This is a genomic window from Streptomyces sp. JH34, assembly GCF_029428875.1.
Classification (GTDB): domain Bacteria; phylum Actinomycetota; class Actinomycetes; order Streptomycetales; family Streptomycetaceae; genus Streptomyces.
This window is the reverse complement of sequence record NZ_JAJSOO010000001.1, coordinates 6,897,048-6,912,108: the sequence shown is the minus strand read 5'-3', so window position 1 is coordinate 6,912,108 and position 15,061 is coordinate 6,897,048. Positions and strand designations below refer to the sequence as shown.

Genomic DNA, 15,061 nt, shown 5'->3' with positions numbered 1-15,061 from the left:
TCTGTCGGCTTCCGCGTTGTCAGAGCATGCCGGCCGCACTCCAGGTGGCCGGTTTCGATCCTCTCAAGGAGAACTGATGTCGCGTATCTCGAAGGTGGCCGCCGTCATGGCAGGTACCGGTGCCCTGATCGCCGGCGGTGCCGGCATGGCTACCGCCGACTCCGGGGCGGAGGCCGTCGCGGCCCACTCCCCCGGTGTCCTTTCGGGCAACGCCGTCCAGGTGCCCGTGCACATCCCGGTCAACGTGTGCGGCAACACGGTGAACGTGATCGCCCTGCTGAACCCGGCCTTCGGCAACGCCTGCGCGAACGTCTCGGACAGCCACGAGGACGAGGGCGAGTACGGCTACGGCCACTGATCTCCCGAGGCACCGCCGGGCCTCCTCCCTCCGCCTCCGGGCGGGGGAAGGAGGCCCGGTTCCGTTCCGGGTGGCGGCCCGCGCCGTTCAGCCGTACCGGTAGAGGCGGGTGTGGTCCATGAGCTGTGCGGGCGCCACGTCCCACGGCGGCATCGGCCGGTCGAGCGGGAAGATCCGGTCCTGCTGCGGGTCGTCGGCGGGGAGGGCGCGGGACGGCAGGTAGCGGGAGCGGGGGTGCGCCTTCTGCCAGCGGGTCCAGAGCAGGTCGATGAAGGCGTGGTGCAGCCAGAAGACCGGGTCGTCGGGGGACGCCGCACCCGCCATCGACCCTCCGATCCAGCGGTGCACCTTGTTGTGGTTGGCCACACCGCGGCCGCCTCTGATGCCCCAGCCCTCGATCCTGTTGCGGAAGCCGGTGGTGCTGACACTGTTCCAGGGCGCGGTGTCGTACACCGGGTCGTCCAGCGCGCGGGCCACCTCCGCGGCGCCGGGCAAGGTGACGGGCGAGGAGGGCCGGCCGAAGTCACGTCGCAGGAAGTGGTCGTCGGTGACCTCGGCGCGGATGCGCCAGTTTCCCCGCCGGTGGGCGAACGGCCCGGTCATGACCTGCCGGTCGCCGGGCCTGCCGTTGCCGCCCAGGAAGTCCTCCGCCCAGAGCGACGCGCTCGCCGTGTTGTCCCGGGTCCAGTCCCAGTAAGGGATCGACACCCGGGGATCGACGGAGCGCAGCGCCTTCTCGAACTCCAGGAGGTACTGACGGTGCCAGGGGAAGAAGGACGGGGTCATGTGGGCGGGGCGGGGCCTGCTCTCGCCGTCGGTGACGTAGTGCTGCCGGTGCAGGGTGACGAAGTCGTCGTAGCGGCCGGATCGTTTGAGCTCCAGGATCGCGTCGACCAGGCGTTTCTTCTCGGTGCGCGTGAGGTCGCGCTGATTCTTGCGGCTGTGCACCCGTGCTCGTCCTTAAGGTCTCAGATGGTGTGCGGGGAGACGGCTGACAACTGGGCGGTGCCGAGTGCGTCGACCGCCGCGCGGGCCGTCTCGAGGAGTGTCGGGAACGACTCGTAGTGGTTGACGGTGCTGAGGTAGCTCCCGTCGGCGCGCCGCATCACGTGCAGCGTCCTCCCGTCGACGCTGACATCGACGGCGGGGGCGGCGAAGGCGGCACCGGCGTGCGGCTGCGCCCCGGCCGGGACGACGGCGGTCGCCGTGCCCCGGATCTCGCGGCCCTTGTACAGCTCGGAGAACCGCTCGGGCCCTACGGCGTCACGTCCCTGGCCCGGGCCTGCCGGCTCCTGTCCCTGGAGGAGGACCGGGGCGAGCGCACCGCCGGTGCCGGCGAGCGCGGCCGCGGTGAAGACGGTGCGGAGCACCGCGCGGCGGGCCGGCCGCGGGGCGTCGGCCGGCTCCTCGTCGGTCCCGCTGGTCGGATTCATGACGGGTGTACCTCCCTCTCGTCCGCTCCTGCGAGATGTCTCGCTCCAGTGGGCAACGAGACGGGGCGCGAACGGTTCTCTCATGCGCCGGACATCGCGCGACCGTGGGAACTTCTCGCGCCCGTCCGGCCGTGTCGGCCGCCGGGTGCCGCCCGCCGGGCAACCATGGCCGTCCGAACTCCCGGAGGTTGTGCATGAACGCGCCGACACAGGTGCCCACCGACCGCGCGCGAGGCGCAGCGGGCGCCGATCTGGCCGATCCGGCGTTCTGGCGGCTGCCCCGGACGGAGCGGCTGTCGGCCTTCGCCCGGCTGAGGGAGCTCGGCGAACCGGTCCGCTTCACGCCTCGTACCGGCTCGCGCACGCCGTTCCGCGTGCTGGTGAAGCACGCGGACGTGCGGGCCGCCAGCCGTCAGCCGCAGGTCTTCGCCAGCGCTCCGGGTGTCACCCTCCCGGAACCGGCGCCCTGGGCCAAGGCGGTGTTCGGCAACTCCATGGTGAACATGGACGGCGCCGAGCACGCGGGACTGCGCAGGACCATTTCCCGCGCCTTCACGCCCAGGCTGTTGGCCGCCGCCGAGGAGAACATCGAGGCCGTCGCCCGGCGGCTGGTGGACGAAGTGGTCGCCGAGGGCCCGGGCGACTTCATGCGCTCGGCTCCCTCGCGCATGCCGTTCGAGGTCATCTGCGACCTGATGGGGATTCCCGCACGCCATCGGGCCGCGATCGCCGCGCGCATCGACCACGCGTCGGAGTACGTAGGAGTGCAGCGGCGTGGTCGCGCCCGGCTGCGGGTCCCGGGACGGGGCCTGCGCTCCCTGGCCCGTATGCAGCTGGAGATGGCGGGCATCGCCCGTGAGCGGCGCCGGGCCCCGGCCGACGACGTGATCTCGGCGCTCGTCCGGGCGGACGTCGGCGGGCAGGCCCTGTCCTCACGTCAGCTCGGCGCCTTCTTCTCGCTGCTCCTCGTCGCCGGTGTGGAGACCACCCGGAACGCGATCGCCCACGGGATGGTCCTGTTGAGCGCGCATCCGGACCAGCGCGCCCTCCTGGAGTCCGACTTCGAGCGCTACGCCGACGGCGCGGTCGAGGAGATCGTCCGGCACTCGACGCCCATCATCCAGTTCCGCAGGACGGTGGCAGCCGAATGCGCGCTGGGCGGTCACACCTTCGCACCCGGGGAAAAGGTCGTACTCCTCTACGCGTCCGCGAACCGGGACGCGTCCGTGTTCGAGGATCCCGACGCCTTCGACATCACCCGGTCACCCAATCCGCACCTCGGATACGGCGGAGGCGGCCCCCATCACTGTCTGGGGGCACATCTGGCGAAACTGGAGATGAAAGCCCTCTTCCGCGAAATGCTCGGTCGGCTGGGAGATGTCCGGGCTTCGGGTGAACCGGGCCTGGTGGACTCGAATTTCGACAACCGTGTCGGGTCTCTTCCTTTCACCTTCCGTACGAGTCACCCGAACGGCCCGCGATGAGGCCGCGTGTGTCGCGAATGGTCTATTGACAGGCGATACAGCAGCCCATTGTTGAATCTTTCTCCCTAGGGTCGGCAGGGTCGGAGTCAGGCCGCAGTCCCAGGAGGATCCGTGCCCGTACAGCGTCGTCTCACCACGTTCGGCATCGGGGCGACCGCGCTCTGCCTCCTCGTCGGCGGTGCGCTTCTCGCCGACCACGACGCCACGGCCACCCAGGCCGGCAAGGGTGCCGCCCGGGGAGCGCCGGAGCCCGGCGGGTCGACCGCCATCGGCGCCTATCTGGACTACGGGCCGCAGGGCGTGCGGAGGATGGGGGAGCTGTCGCGCTGGCTCGGCGGTACGGAGCTGCGGGTCGGGCACACCTATCTGCCGGGCGACCTGTGGGAGAACATCGAGGGCCGTCCCGGCTTCCTCACCTCCTGGGCGGCCTGGCGGAAGGCCGCCGAGGACCGGATGCTGGTCCTCAACACGCCGATGCTGGAACGGAACGAGAAGCGTGTCTCCGACGAGGAGGTGCGGGGCCTGCTGCGGGCCGGTGCCCAGGGGCAGTTCGACGAGCACTTCCGCCGGCTGGCGGAACGCCTGGTCCAGCTGGGCGTCCCGGACACGGTGATCGTCCTCGGGTGGGAGATGAACGGCACGACGTACACGCACCGTTGCGGGCCCGACCCGGTCGCGTGGAAGGCGTACTGGAACCGCGTCGTCACCGCGATGCGGTCCGTGTCCGGCCAGAAGTTCCGCTTCGACTTCGCACCGAGCCGTGGACGGGACGCCGTGCCCTGGACCGAGTGCTACCCGGGCGACGACGTCGTGGACATCATCGGCATGGACTCCTACGACCAGCCTCCGGCGCGGACCTTCGACGAGCAGGTGAACGAACCGTACGGTCTGCGGAAGCAGGTCGACTTCGCCGCCGAGCACGGCAAGCCGATCTCCTTCCCCGAGTGGGGGCTGTTCCGCAACGGCGACAACCCCGAGTACATGCGCCGCATGCTGGAGTGGATGGACCTGCACGAGCCGGTCTACCAGACCATCACCGACTACTGCCCGCACGGGGTGTGGCAGTGCGCCGAGAACCCCGAGTCCTCGAAGGTGTTCCGCGAGACGCTGAGCGGGCTGCCGGACGCCACCGAGCCCTCGGCTCCCGCTGCCGACCCGAGCGGGACGCCGACGGCGCCCGTACCCGACGAACCCTCCCCGGCGGAGCCCACGCCGGGCACGAACGACCCCGGATGGTGCGTGACCGTTCCGCTGAGCGAGTGGTTCGGCCAGTGGCTGACCGACCGCGAGTTCTGTCCGCGCGGCTGAGGGCCACGCCCCGGCGGACCGGATCCGCGGCCACCGCCGCGTCGGTGGGGAGCGGAGGGGCGGGCCGCTCCCCCGTCGGCCCGCCCCGGGCCCCGGGCCCGTCCGGCGGCTCCACCGGTCCGCCCCGGACTCGTAATTTCCGGCACCCGTCTCTCCGACGCGTCGCTTCCGGATCACACCTGTCTCTTCGATACTGGGTGCCGTACGCGGGACCCGACTCACCACGACGGGCGGTCAGTACCACCGGCCGGCCGCCGCTCCCCCAGGAGGAACCCTTGCGCATGCTCATCAACGTGCCGGAGACCGTCGTCGCGGACGGACTCCGCGGAATGGCCGCCGCCCACCCCGACCTCGTCGTCGACGTCGACAACCGGGTCGTCGTCCGGCGTGACGCCCCGGTCGCCGGGAAGGTGGGCCTGGTGTCCGGGGGCGGCTCGGGGCACGAACCGCTGCACGCGGGGTTCGTCGGGCCCGGGATGCTGTCCGCGGCGTGCCCCGGGGAGGTCTTCACCTCGCCGGTGCCCGATCAGATGGTGCGGGCGGCCGCCGCCGTCGACAGCGGCGCGGGCGTGCTGTTCGTCGTCAAGAACTACACCGGCGACGTACTGAACTTCGACATGGCCGCCGAGCTCGCCGAGGACGAGGGTGTCCAGGTCGCCCGGGTCCTGGTCGACGACGACGTCGCGGTGTCGGACAGCACGTTCACGGCCGGCCGGCGCGGGACCGGGGCGACCCTGTTCGTCGAGAAGATCGCCGGCGCGCTCGCCGACGAGGGTGCGCCTCTGGAGCGGGTGGAGGCCATGGCCCGGCGTGTGAACGAGTCCGCGCGGAGCTTCGGGGTGGCCCTCAGCTCCGTCACCACCCCGGCCAAGGGGAGCCCCACGTTCGACCTGCCGTCGGGCGAGCTCGAGTTGGGCATCGGCATCCACGGTGAGCCTGGCCGGGAGCGGCGCCCGATGATGACGTCCGGGGAGATCGCCGACGTCTCGGTCCACGCGGTGCTGGAGGAACTGCGCCCCGACGGTCCCGTGCTGGTTCTGGTCAACGGCATGGGGGCGACGCCTCTGCTGGAGCTGTACGGGTTCAATGCCGAGGTGCAGCGGGTGCTGTCGGAGCGGGGCGTGACGGTGGCTCGTACGCTGGTGGGCAACTATGTGACGTCACTCGACATGGCAGGCTGCTCGGTGACTGTCTGCCAGGTGGACGAGGAGATGGTCCGGCTCTGGGACGCGCCGGTACAGACGCCCGCGTTGCGCTGGGGCCGGTGAACGGACTTTCCACCGTACGAGGAACAGGAGATCTTGTGCTCGACACCGATTTCTTCCGGCGCTGGATGGCCGCCACCGCGGCCGTCGTCGACCGTGAGGCGGACCGGCTGACCGAGCTCGACGCCGCGATCGGGGACGCCGACCACGGGAGCAACATGCGGCGCGGCTTCGCCGCCGTGCGCGACGTTCTCGAGAAGGAGGCCCCGGAGACGCCGGGGACGGTGCTGACGCTGGCCGGCCGCCATCTGATCTCGACGGTCGGAGGAGCGTCCGGGCCGTTGTACGGGACTCTGCTGCGCCGCACCGGAAAGGCACTGGGCGATGCGACGGAGGTGACCCCGGAACAGCTGGCCGACGCCCTCGGGGCCGGTGTCGCCGCGGTGGCGCAGCTCGGTGGGGCGCAGGCGGGGGACAAGACGATGCTCGACGCGCTGTTCCCCGCCGTCGAGGCGCTGGGCACCTCGTTCGAGGCGGCCCGGGACGCGGCGCTGGCGGGCGCGCTGGCGACCGTGCCGCTGCGGGCGCGCAAGGGCAGGGCGAGTTACCTCGGCGAGCGGAGCATCGGGCATCAGGATCCCGGGGCCGCCTCGTCGGCGCTGTTGGTCGGGGCGCTCGTCGAGGCCGCCGGGTCGAGCGACGGGAGCGGCCGGTGAGCGAGGAGAAGCAGGTCGGGATCGTGCTGGTCTCCCACAGCGGACCGGTGGCGGAGGCCGTCGTCGAGCTGGCCAGGGGACTGGCGGCCGGAGGCGCGACGGCTCCGATGGCGGCGGCGGGCGGCACCTCGGCCGGCGGCCTGGGGACGAGTTCGGAGCTGGTCTCCGAAGCGGCGAGCAAGGTCGACAGGGGTGCCGGGGTGGCTCTGCTCGTCGATCTCGGGAGCGCGGTGCTCACGGTGAAGTCCATGCTGGCGGAGGGCGACGAGTTGCCCGACGGCGCGCGGCTGGTGGACGCCCCGTTCGTGGAGGGCGCGATCGCCGCGCTGGTGACGGCGTCGGCGGGCGGCGACCTGGACGCCGTGGAGGCCGCGGCCACGGAGGCGTACGCCTACCGGAAGACCTGAGGTACCGCGAGGACACCGCGCGGCTCCCGGACTCGCTCCGGGAGCCGCGCGCCCGCATGTCCGACGGCGGTGTGTCAGGCCGCTGGGGCGACCGCGCCGGCCGCGATCCGGACCTCCGCGCGCCGGGTGACCCCGTTGACGGTCACCGCGAGCGTGACGGTGCCCGGCCGGAGAGCGGTCAGTGTGCCCGTGGCGGGGTCCAGGGTCGCGATGTGGCGCGGACGGGCGCCGTCGGACCCGCCGATGTGGACGTTCGGCGAGCCGGTCCAGTCGGTGCTCAGCGGAAAGGCCGCGGGCACGGTCCGTGTGCCCTGGGTGACCTGCGCGCCGACCGCCGCGCTCTGGCCCCTGACCAGCTGGGAGGGGGCGTCGAGCGCCAGCGCGTCGACGTGGGCGCGGGTCTGGACCGAGACCCAGTCGGGGCCGCCCCGCCAGGGCTGACGGCGCGCCGCGGCCTGTTCTCCGGGTGGGACCCGGTCGGCGCCGACCAGGGACCAGCCGGTGAATCCGCCCTCGTCCGCGGGCCCGGCCGGCGCCTTGCCGGAGTTCCCGTTGATCAGGTACGGGACTCCGTCGACGTGCGAGGCGTCGAAGACCCCCGCGTGGCTGCCGATGAAGGCGGCGCCCTTGCCCGTCGTGCGGCGGAAGCCGGCGAGCCACTGTTCGACGAGAGCCGCCTCCTTGCGGTCGCTCAGCCGGCTCCCCTGCTGCGCGGTGGGGTCGCGTGGGGGCACGTGCTCGATCAGCATCACGGAGCCGACGGAGCGGTCCTTCGCCGCCGTGTCCAGCTGCGCGCGCAACTCCTGGATCTGGGCGAATCCCCCGCCGCGCAGGCTGAGCCCCGAGGTGTCGAGGGTGATGACCCGGGTCCCCTCGTGGTCGAACGTGCGGTGGGCCGGGCCGAACTCGGCGACGAAGTCGTCGATCCTCCCGCCCATCACCTCGTGGTTGCCCGGCACGTAGTACCAGGGCAGCGAGTCGCCCAGTTCCTCCTCGAGGACCTGCCGGGCGAAGGCGAGGTCGGCGGGCGATCCCTCGTCGACGAGATCACCGTTGACGACCAGGAAGTCGGGCCGGGCCGCCTTGATCTCGCGCAGGGTGCGCCGGGCCTGCCGGACGATGGGGCTGTCCGGGTCCCGCGCGACGAACTGCGCGTCCGACATGACCGCGAACCGCCAGTCCCGGCCCTCGGTGACGGAGGCCGTGTCGATCAACGGGTCGGCGGTATCCGCCTGTTCGGGCAGCTCCACGGTGGGCGGCACCTGGGCGGCCAGGTCGTCGACGACGATCTCGCCGGTGTACTGCCTCGCCGCGGCCGTCTCGGCGAGGTAGAAGCGGTACACGGACAACGGGGCCGCCGCGCCCGGCGGCACGGCGAAGGTGACCTGACGCCATCCGGTCCAGGTGATGTACGGCCCCCGCAGCAGTTGGTCGGATCCCGCGGCGTCCTTCAGGTGCAGGGTCGGCCAGGCGCCGTTGCCGTCCCCCTTGATCCACAGGGTGTACGTCTGCGGCCGGCCCGGCACGACGACGGGCCGCGGCGGGGCCGCGTAGGCGGCGCGCGTGGCCGTGGAGCGGGTGAAGTCGTAGGTGAGCCGGAGACCGGTGCCTGAGTGCCCGTCCGGCGTCGCGGCGAGCGAACCGTCGGCGCGGGCCTGGCTGAACTTCCATGATCCGGCGTCGTCGAAGTCCGCCACCGTCTGCTCGGTGAGGCCGACGCTCACCGCGAGGGTGGTGCTGATGCCCGCCACCGTGGCCGTGATGCGTCCCGCCCCGGAGCCGGTCAGGGACGTGACGGTGAAGGATCCCCGGCCGTCCTCGGCGACGGCGAACAGGGTGCGGTCGTAGTCGAGGGTGACGTCCGCCGGCTCGACCGGGGCGCTCGCGCCGTGGGCGTCGAAGCCCACGATGCCGAACCCGCCGGTGGCCTTCTCGTCCGCCAGGCCGACGCGCGTGGTCGTCGGCCGGATGCGGGCCAGCCCGTCGAGGACGGTGAGCCGGGTCCCGCCGTGGGCTCCGGCGCGTTCCGCCCGGACCTCGGTCGTGCCGCCGCGGCGAGCGGTGAACGTCCCCCGGGCGTCGACGCCCCCGACCGCCGGGCTGACGGCACGCCAGCGCGGGGCGCCTGCCGCGGGACCGTACGTCTCGTCGTATCCGGCGGCGGTGAGACGCCGGGTCAGGCCGGGGAAGACCCTCTCGGGGTGTCCGCCGGCGACGGGGTCGTCACCGGGAGCGGCTCCGGCCGGCGTACGGGTCCCGACCCAGTACCCCTCGAGGCGCCCGCTGCCGTCGGGGGCGGTCAGGGCCAGACCGTTGGGTACCGTGCGCTCGCTGCCGTCGGACGGGCTGTTCTCGACCCGCAGCGTGTCACTGCCCGGTTCCCGGGCGACGAGGGTCGAGGACCCTCCCCCGTCGAGGTTCAGGGCGCTGTACGAACCGGCCCGGCGCATCATCCCGCCCAGTTCGGTGAGGGTGACGCCGCCGCTGTCGGTCTGCCGTCCGTCGACGGTGACCACCTGCATGGTCCGGCCGTCCTCGGAGAAGCCGACCGCGGTGCGTGGCGCGGTGGTGTTGTTGCCCTCGCCGTCGTGGTTCTGTGCCTCCCCGTCGACGACGAGCAGTTCCCGGCCGCCCACGGCGGTGCGCGGGACGTCTCCGCCGTCGGTGCGGGCCCGGTACGCGATCCCGACCGGGTCCCCGGGCTCGAGGGCGGCCAGCAGTCCCGCTCCGGCCTCCCGGCCGACGAGGACCACCGTGTCGTCGGGCACGGGCCCCGATCCGGTGCCGTCCGACACGGAGACGACCTTGCCGTCGCGGACGGCCGCCTCGGCGACGGGCCGCGCGTCGTCGACGGTCAGCGCCCGGTCGGCTCCGCCCCAGGCCGGCGTGTAGGCGCCCACACCCTGGGCCGGCACGTTCGCGGCGTTGTACGCGGCCAGCGGATGGGCACCCGAAGGGAGGGTCAGCGTGCCCTCGAAGTACAGCTCCAGGACGCGGCCGGCGTTCTGCGGCCCGATGCCCACAGCGCGGTTGACGCCCGGGGCCGGGGAGTGGACCGTCAGACCGTCCTTGATCCCAGGTCCCTGGGGCGCCCCTGTCTGGTTGATGTCGAAGAAGTCGGCGTTGATCGCGGCCACGGTGCGCCGGCCCTTGCCCGGGTCGTGCGCGGCGGCCAGTTCGGAGACCGTGCGGCGGTCGGCGACCTTGCCCGAGGACATGTAGTCGGCACGCACTCCGCTGCCGTCCAGATCGACGGAGAGGGTGTCGACACGCAGCCACTTGTCGGACTCGAGGCGGTCGTACGAACTCAGGCGGACGCCGGGGGCGACGGGGCGGGTGGCCCGGGCGGTCTCGATGCCGTCGCCGTCCACGACGGATCTCGCCTCGCCGGCCGGCCCGCTCGCAGGCGGCGGTGCGACGGGTCTGAGGATCTCGGCGGCGGTGTGCGGATGGGGGTCGGGCGTCGGGTCGGCGGCCGCGGGGGCGACGGCCCCGGCCACCGTCGCCGCCGCGGTCGCCAGCAGCACGAGCGACCGACGGATGCCGTGATGCGTGCCAAGGGCCACAAGTCCTCCTGGTGGGGAGCGGATCGCGCGCGGATCGCGCCGTCGGCGGACAGCATGACCGGGCCGGGTGGAACGCACCAGAGGGCCACGGGGGCATCAGGAGGAACAGCGCACGGCGAAGGAGTGACTCCCCCGGTCCCGGCAACGGGACAGGGGAGCCTCCCCGCACCACACTTGACGCCATGTCGACAGTCAGGCGCAGCGCGGGTCTCCTCCTCTTCCAGGTCGTGGGCGGCGAGGACGGCCGGCCCGACGTGGAAGTACTGATCGGCCATATGGGCGGGCCGTTCTGGGCCAGGCGCGAGGCGGCCGCGTGGTCGGTGCCCAAGGGCGAGTACGAGCCCACCGAGGAGGAGCCTGCCGCGGCGGCACGCCGGGAGTTCCAGGAGGAGCTCGGGCTGCCCCTCCCCGACGGTGTCTGGGTACCGCTGGGCGAGGCACGTCGGTCCGGCGGCAAGATCGTCACCGTGTGGGCCGTGGAGGCCTGGCTGGACCCCGCCGGGGCGGTCCCGGGAACCTTCACCATGGAGTGGCCGAAGGGCTCCGGTGTGGTGCGGGAGTTCCCGGAGATGGACCGGTTCGCCTGGTGCACGCCCGACGAGGCCCTCGAACGGCTGGTGGCGGGCCAGCGGGTCTTCGTCGAGCGGTTGCGCGCCTACGTACGCGAGGGGCGCTCCCCCTCGGAGGCGTAGGTCTCCCTCGCGGCGCGGCCCGCCCGGAGTCCGAGGTGTTCGCCGGTGAAGCGGCTCAGGAGGCTCCGGTCGCGCGAGACGACGACTCCCTCGTACCGGTCGAGCGCTGCCTCCAGTTCCTCGACCTGGCCGGGTGCGATGTGGTTCGTCGGCTCGTCGGGGATCAGCAGTTGCGCCGGACGGTCAGCCTGGATCACGAACTCCCGCGCCCTTGCGCTCGTTCCGTCCCGCTTCCCGCACGCAGCCCTCTGCCGCCTGTGTGGCACCCGGTGCTTCCGGGCGCGCGATCACGTCCCCTGATCGCCCCGTACGCCGTCACGCGCAGTGCGGGTGCCCCTGCGCGGGCCGCTGCACGGCGTCTCCGCCGGGGGTCGCCGCCGCGCTCCCGCGGTCCGGGGGTCTGCTCAGCAGGAGCACGGCGACGTCGTCCCGGCGTACCCCGCCGGAGAAACCCTCCAGGTCCGCCTGGAGCGCCACCAGGACCTGGTCCGGGTCGCGGTCCGTCCACCGGCCGAGCCGCTCGTCGAAGGGGTAGAAGTCACCCGTGGCGTCGCGGGCCTCGGTCACCCCGTCGGTGAAGACGAGCAGTGCGGCGTCCGGCGGGAAGCCGATCCACTCCGCGGCACGCGGCTCACGGCTGAGATCCGCCATGCCCAGCGGTACGGACGTCCGGTGCAGGGTGACCACCGACGCCGTGCCGGCGTGCATCAGCCGTGGTGCCAGGTGACCGCAGTTGACGACCCGCACCCTGTCGCTCCCGTCGAACCCCAGGACCAGGGCGGTGACGAAGCGCTCGGCCTCCCCGGTCTCGGCGGTGAAGGCGTTGTGGCGGACGACCGCGTCCTCGACGGAGTCGGCCACCGCGACGATGTCGGACTCACGCACGGCGGCCTCCCTGAACGCGCCGAGCGCAGCGAAACCGGCTCCGATCGCGGGCAGCCCCTTGCCCTGCACATCGCCGATGATCACGCGGGTCCCGTGGGGTGACTGCACGACCTCGTAGATGTCGCCGCCGACGAAGCGGTCCTCCTCGATCGGCTCGTAGAGCCCGTGGGCGCAGATCTGGCGCGTGACGATGGGGAGCGGGCGCAGGATCTGCCGCTGGAGGGCGACGGCCGCCGTGCGCAGCCTGGCCACCTCGGTGGCGTGCCGGATGCGCGCGGCACACGCGACGACGCCGAGGGAACTCGCGAGGGCCGTGAAGCCGATGAGGAAGAGCACGTCCCAGAAGGCGCCCGCCGCGGGGATCCTGGTCGCCACGACCACCGCCGTGACCCACACCGCCACGGCGGTGGTCTGCCGCACCGAACAGAAGACCGAGGTCAGCGCGGGCAGCACGACCAGGAGGGGTATGACAGGGAGGTCGTCGCCGGTGAAGGCGTCCAGGACGACGACGGCGGCGGTGAGGAGGAAGAGCCACAGGGCGAGCGCCGCGTTCCCGATCCGGGAGGCACCCGCGGACTCCTCACCCACATCCACCCCGGGCAGCGGCGCCCTGTGCGCCGCCGACGGGCGCCGGAGTCCCATGACCACGGCATGCCTCCCGCCTGTTCGTCCCTATCGCCCCACGTGTTCCAAGCTACCCGTCCCGCGGTCCCGGGTCCTGGCGTCGGCGGCCGGCACCGCGTCCGCCGGGACGAGCGCCGAAAGGAAGGCGGTCCTGCGGCGCAGGGTGAATCCGAGGGATTCGTAGAGCCGGATGGCTGAGGTGTTCGACCCCGCGGCGTGCAGGAAGGGTGTTTCGCCCCGCTCCCTGATGCCGTGGGCCACCGCCCTGACCAGGCGGGACGCGAGCCCCTGGCCCCGGACGGACCCGTCGGTGCAGACACCGCTGATCTCGGTCCAGCCGGGCGGGTGCAGCCGCTCCCCCGCCATCGCGACGAGGACTCCGGACCGGCGGATGCCGAGGTAGGTGCCGAGTTCCACGGTACGGGGCAGGAAGGGGCCCGGGCGCGTGCGCTCGACGAGGTCCAGCATCTCCGGGACGTCGGCGGGGCCGAGGAGCCTGGCCTCCGGGTCGGGGGCGGCGTCCACGCTGTCGTCGACCAGTTGGACGCCGTCGGCCTGGAAGACGATCTCCCAGTCGGCGGGCGGGGGCTCGCGGAAGGCGGTGAGGGTGACGGGCGAGCCGGGACCCGCGAGCGCGGCCACGTCGGCCCAGTCCTGGGCTTCGGGCGCGTCCGGCAGGGCCAGCCAGGGGGTGACGTCGGGGTGGTAGCGCAGGATGCGACCGCGCCGCTGGGCGAAGTGGGCGTGCGGGCCGGTGAGCGAGGCGCGGGCGGGGTTGTCCAGCGGATGGGGCGGCTCTGTGCCCGTGCCGGGTCCGGCGGCTCGCGACGCGGACGGGTTCGTGGGCAGGGGTGTGGCCTCGGGCATGGACTCTCTCACTCCGGTTGATATCGGCGGCCGGCGACAGAAGGGGAAGGCCGCGCCGCCCCGCGCCTATTCCCGGGCCTCCCGCCTGTTCACGCGCGTGCGGTCAAGGAGCTGCGCGGCGGCGCGCACCTGCACCTCGACGGTGCCGCCACGGTGTCGCCCGTGCGTGCGGGGGTTCCGACACGCGGCACCCTGAACGGCCGGTGCGGCGAATGTGCACCACTGCGCGGGATTCGCTCCCAACAGGTCCCGGCCTGTGGCACCCTGGAGACGGCCGCCCCACCGGGCTCCCCCGTACCGGTGGGGCGGTCCTGTGCGCTCCCCGTGCTCCAGGGCTCCCCGGATGCGCCCCCGTAGGACCGATCCGGCGATTTACGGCCAATCCAGGCGGGATCATGGCTCAAATCAGTGCGTCCATGCATGAGTTGCGGTGGGCAGGGGAAGGCGCCCACACCTCAGGGACCGCAATCTGAGGAGCGTGACGGCATGACCGCGCACACTGCACAGACCGCCGGTGCGGAACGAGCAGATTCCTCCGGCACACTCCCCTGGATCGAGGACGCCGGGCTGATCGCCCCGCAGGACGCACGGAGACTGTCGAAGCTCTTCTTCGACCGGCTGCGGGTCCTCGACGAGGGCACCCCCGAGCACCAGTACGCCCGGAACACCCTGATCGAGATGAACCTGTCCCTCGTACGCTTCGCCGCCGGACGCTTCCGGAACCGGGGCAGCGGCGACATGGAGGACATCGTCCAGGTCGGCACCATCGGCCTGATCAAGGCCATCGACCGCTTCGACCTCGCCCGGGAGGTCGAGTTCACCTCGTTCGCCGTGCCGTACATCGTCGGGGAGATCAAACGGTTCTTCCGGGACACCACCTGGTCCGTCCACGTGCCGCGAAGGCTGCAGGAGCTGCGGGTGGACCTCGCCAAGGCGAAGGAGGCACTGGCGTCGGACCTCGACCGGGATCCCACGGTGCGGGAGCTCGCCGGGTATCTCGGCCTCGAGGAGGAGGAGATCACCGAGGGCATCGTCGCCGCCAACGGTTACACGGCAGGGCCGCTGGACATGCCGGCCGATGCCGGGGACCACGCGGGCCGCGCGACGGCCGGGCGCACCTACGCCGACGTACTGGGCGAGCCCGACCCCGCGATGGAGGCGGTCGAGAACCTCCATGCACTCGCCCCGCTGCTCGGGGAACTCGACGCGCGCGAGCGCCGCATCATCGACATGCGGTTCGGCCAGGAGATGACGCAGGCTCAGATCGGCGAGGAGCTCGGCATCTCACAGATGCACGTGTCGCGGCTGCTCAACCGCATTCTGCGCAACCTGCGCAGCGGTATGTTCGCCCAGGACTGACGCACGACCGACGCCGGGCCGGCTCCGCGGAAGGCGGGGCCGGCCCGGCGTGTCTGTTGCGACGGCATTGCAGCTTCGTGGCCACCTGCGCGACCTGCTTCCGTCCCGGCACGCGCGGCCTCTACGGTCCGTAACCAGTGCGCCGCCGCGGCGAGGC

At 72.7% G+C, this 15,061-nt stretch carries 14 protein-coding genes; 8 read left to right on the top strand and 6 right to left on the bottom strand.

Annotated elements, in window-relative coordinates:
* Positions 1 to 76: 76 nt before the first annotated feature.
* The gene (locus tag LWJ43_RS31025; RefSeq protein WP_277335488.1) at positions 77 to 358 is read left to right on the top strand and encodes a chaplin; all 282 of its coding nucleotides are present in this window, start codon (positions 77 to 79) and stop codon (positions 356 to 358) included.
* 87 nt (positions 359 to 445) lie between these two features.
* On the opposite strand, the gene LWJ43_RS31020 is transcribed toward LWJ43_RS31025, so the two are convergent.
* Positions 446 to 1,306 (bottom strand): tyrosinase family protein, encoded by an 861-nt coding sequence (locus tag LWJ43_RS31020; RefSeq protein WP_277335487.1) that lies wholly within the window; start codon positions 1,304 to 1,306, stop codon positions 446 to 448.
* A gap of 20 nt (positions 1,307 to 1,326) precedes the next feature.
* Positions 1,327 to 1,791 carry a tyrosinase family oxidase copper chaperone gene (locus LWJ43_RS31015; RefSeq protein WP_277335486.1) on the bottom strand — a complete coding sequence of 155 codons (465 nt, stop codon included), beginning with the start codon at positions 1,789 to 1,791 and terminating at the stop codon, positions 1,327 to 1,329.
* A 194-nt stretch (positions 1,792 to 1,985) separates the two neighbouring features.
* Here LWJ43_RS31015 and LWJ43_RS31010 point away from each other — a divergent pair, with 194 nt between their 5' ends.
* The 5 genes from LWJ43_RS31010 (at position 1,986) to LWJ43_RS30990 (ending at position 6,911) form a co-directional block, all read left to right on the top strand.
* Positions 1,986 to 3,275: a cytochrome P450 gene (locus LWJ43_RS31010; protein ID WP_277335485.1), complete on the top strand. Its 1,290-nt coding sequence runs from the start codon at positions 1,986 to 1,988 to the stop codon at positions 3,273 to 3,275.
* 111 nt (positions 3,276 to 3,386) lie between these two features.
* Entirely contained in the window at positions 3,387 to 4,583 is a 1,197-nt protein-coding gene (locus tag LWJ43_RS31005; RefSeq protein WP_277335484.1) for a glycoside hydrolase family 26 protein, read from the top strand.
* 281 nt (positions 4,584 to 4,864) lie between these two features.
* Complete coding sequence (dhaK, locus tag LWJ43_RS31000; protein ID WP_277335483.1) at positions 4,865 to 5,851, top strand: dihydroxyacetone kinase subunit DhaK; 987 nt, start codon at positions 4,865 to 4,867, stop codon at positions 5,849 to 5,851.
* Positions 5,852 to 5,886: 35 nt separating this feature from the next.
* Positions 5,887 to 6,504: a dihydroxyacetone kinase subunit DhaL gene (gene dhaL, locus LWJ43_RS30995; protein ID WP_277335482.1), complete on the top strand. Its 618-nt coding sequence runs from the start codon at positions 5,887 to 5,889 to the stop codon at positions 6,502 to 6,504.
* Complete coding sequence (locus tag LWJ43_RS30990) at positions 6,501 to 6,911, top strand: PTS-dependent dihydroxyacetone kinase phosphotransferase subunit DhaM (RefSeq protein WP_277335481.1); 411 nt, start codon at positions 6,501 to 6,503, stop codon at positions 6,909 to 6,911. Before dhaL ends, LWJ43_RS30990 begins: the two co-directional genes overlap by 4 nt.
* Before the next feature lie 74 nt (positions 6,912 to 6,985).
* On the opposite strand, the gene LWJ43_RS30985 is transcribed toward LWJ43_RS30990, so the two are convergent.
* Complete coding sequence (locus LWJ43_RS30985) at positions 6,986 to 10,477, bottom strand: phosphodiester glycosidase family protein (RefSeq protein WP_277335480.1); 3,492 nt, start codon at positions 10,475 to 10,477, stop codon at positions 6,986 to 6,988.
* A gap of 182 nt (positions 10,478 to 10,659) precedes the next feature.
* On the opposite strand from LWJ43_RS30985, the gene LWJ43_RS30980 reads away from it, so the two are divergent.
* Positions 10,660 to 11,169, top strand: coding sequence for an NUDIX domain-containing protein (locus LWJ43_RS30980; RefSeq protein WP_277335479.1), 510 nt, complete (start codon positions 10,660 to 10,662; stop codon positions 11,167 to 11,169).
* Here LWJ43_RS30980 and LWJ43_RS30975 read toward each other — a convergent pair.
* From LWJ43_RS30975 to LWJ43_RS30965, 3 genes are all read right to left on the bottom strand, one after another.
* On the bottom strand, positions 11,133 to 11,366 hold the full coding sequence (locus LWJ43_RS30975) for a hypothetical protein (RefSeq protein ID WP_462100922.1): 234 nt from the start codon (positions 11,364 to 11,366) through the stop codon (positions 11,133 to 11,135). The genes LWJ43_RS30980 and LWJ43_RS30975 overlap by 37 nt on opposite strands.
* 118 nt (positions 11,367 to 11,484) lie before the next feature.
* Positions 11,485 to 12,702, bottom strand: coding sequence for a PP2C family protein-serine/threonine phosphatase (locus tag LWJ43_RS30970; protein WP_462100921.1), 1,218 nt, complete (start codon positions 12,700 to 12,702; stop codon positions 11,485 to 11,487).
* A gap of 24 nt (positions 12,703 to 12,726) precedes the next feature.
* Positions 12,727 to 13,545: a GNAT family N-acetyltransferase gene (locus LWJ43_RS30965; protein ID WP_277335478.1), complete on the bottom strand. Its 819-nt coding sequence runs from the start codon at positions 13,543 to 13,545 to the stop codon at positions 12,727 to 12,729.
* A gap of 486 nt (positions 13,546 to 14,031) precedes the next feature.
* Here LWJ43_RS30965 and LWJ43_RS30960 point away from each other — a divergent pair, with 486 nt between their 5' ends.
* Positions 14,032 to 14,904 carry an RNA polymerase sigma factor SigF gene (locus LWJ43_RS30960; protein ID WP_277335477.1) on the top strand — a complete coding sequence of 291 codons (873 nt, stop codon included), beginning with the start codon at positions 14,032 to 14,034 and terminating at the stop codon, positions 14,902 to 14,904.
* Positions 14,905 to 15,061 lie beyond the last annotated feature (157 nt).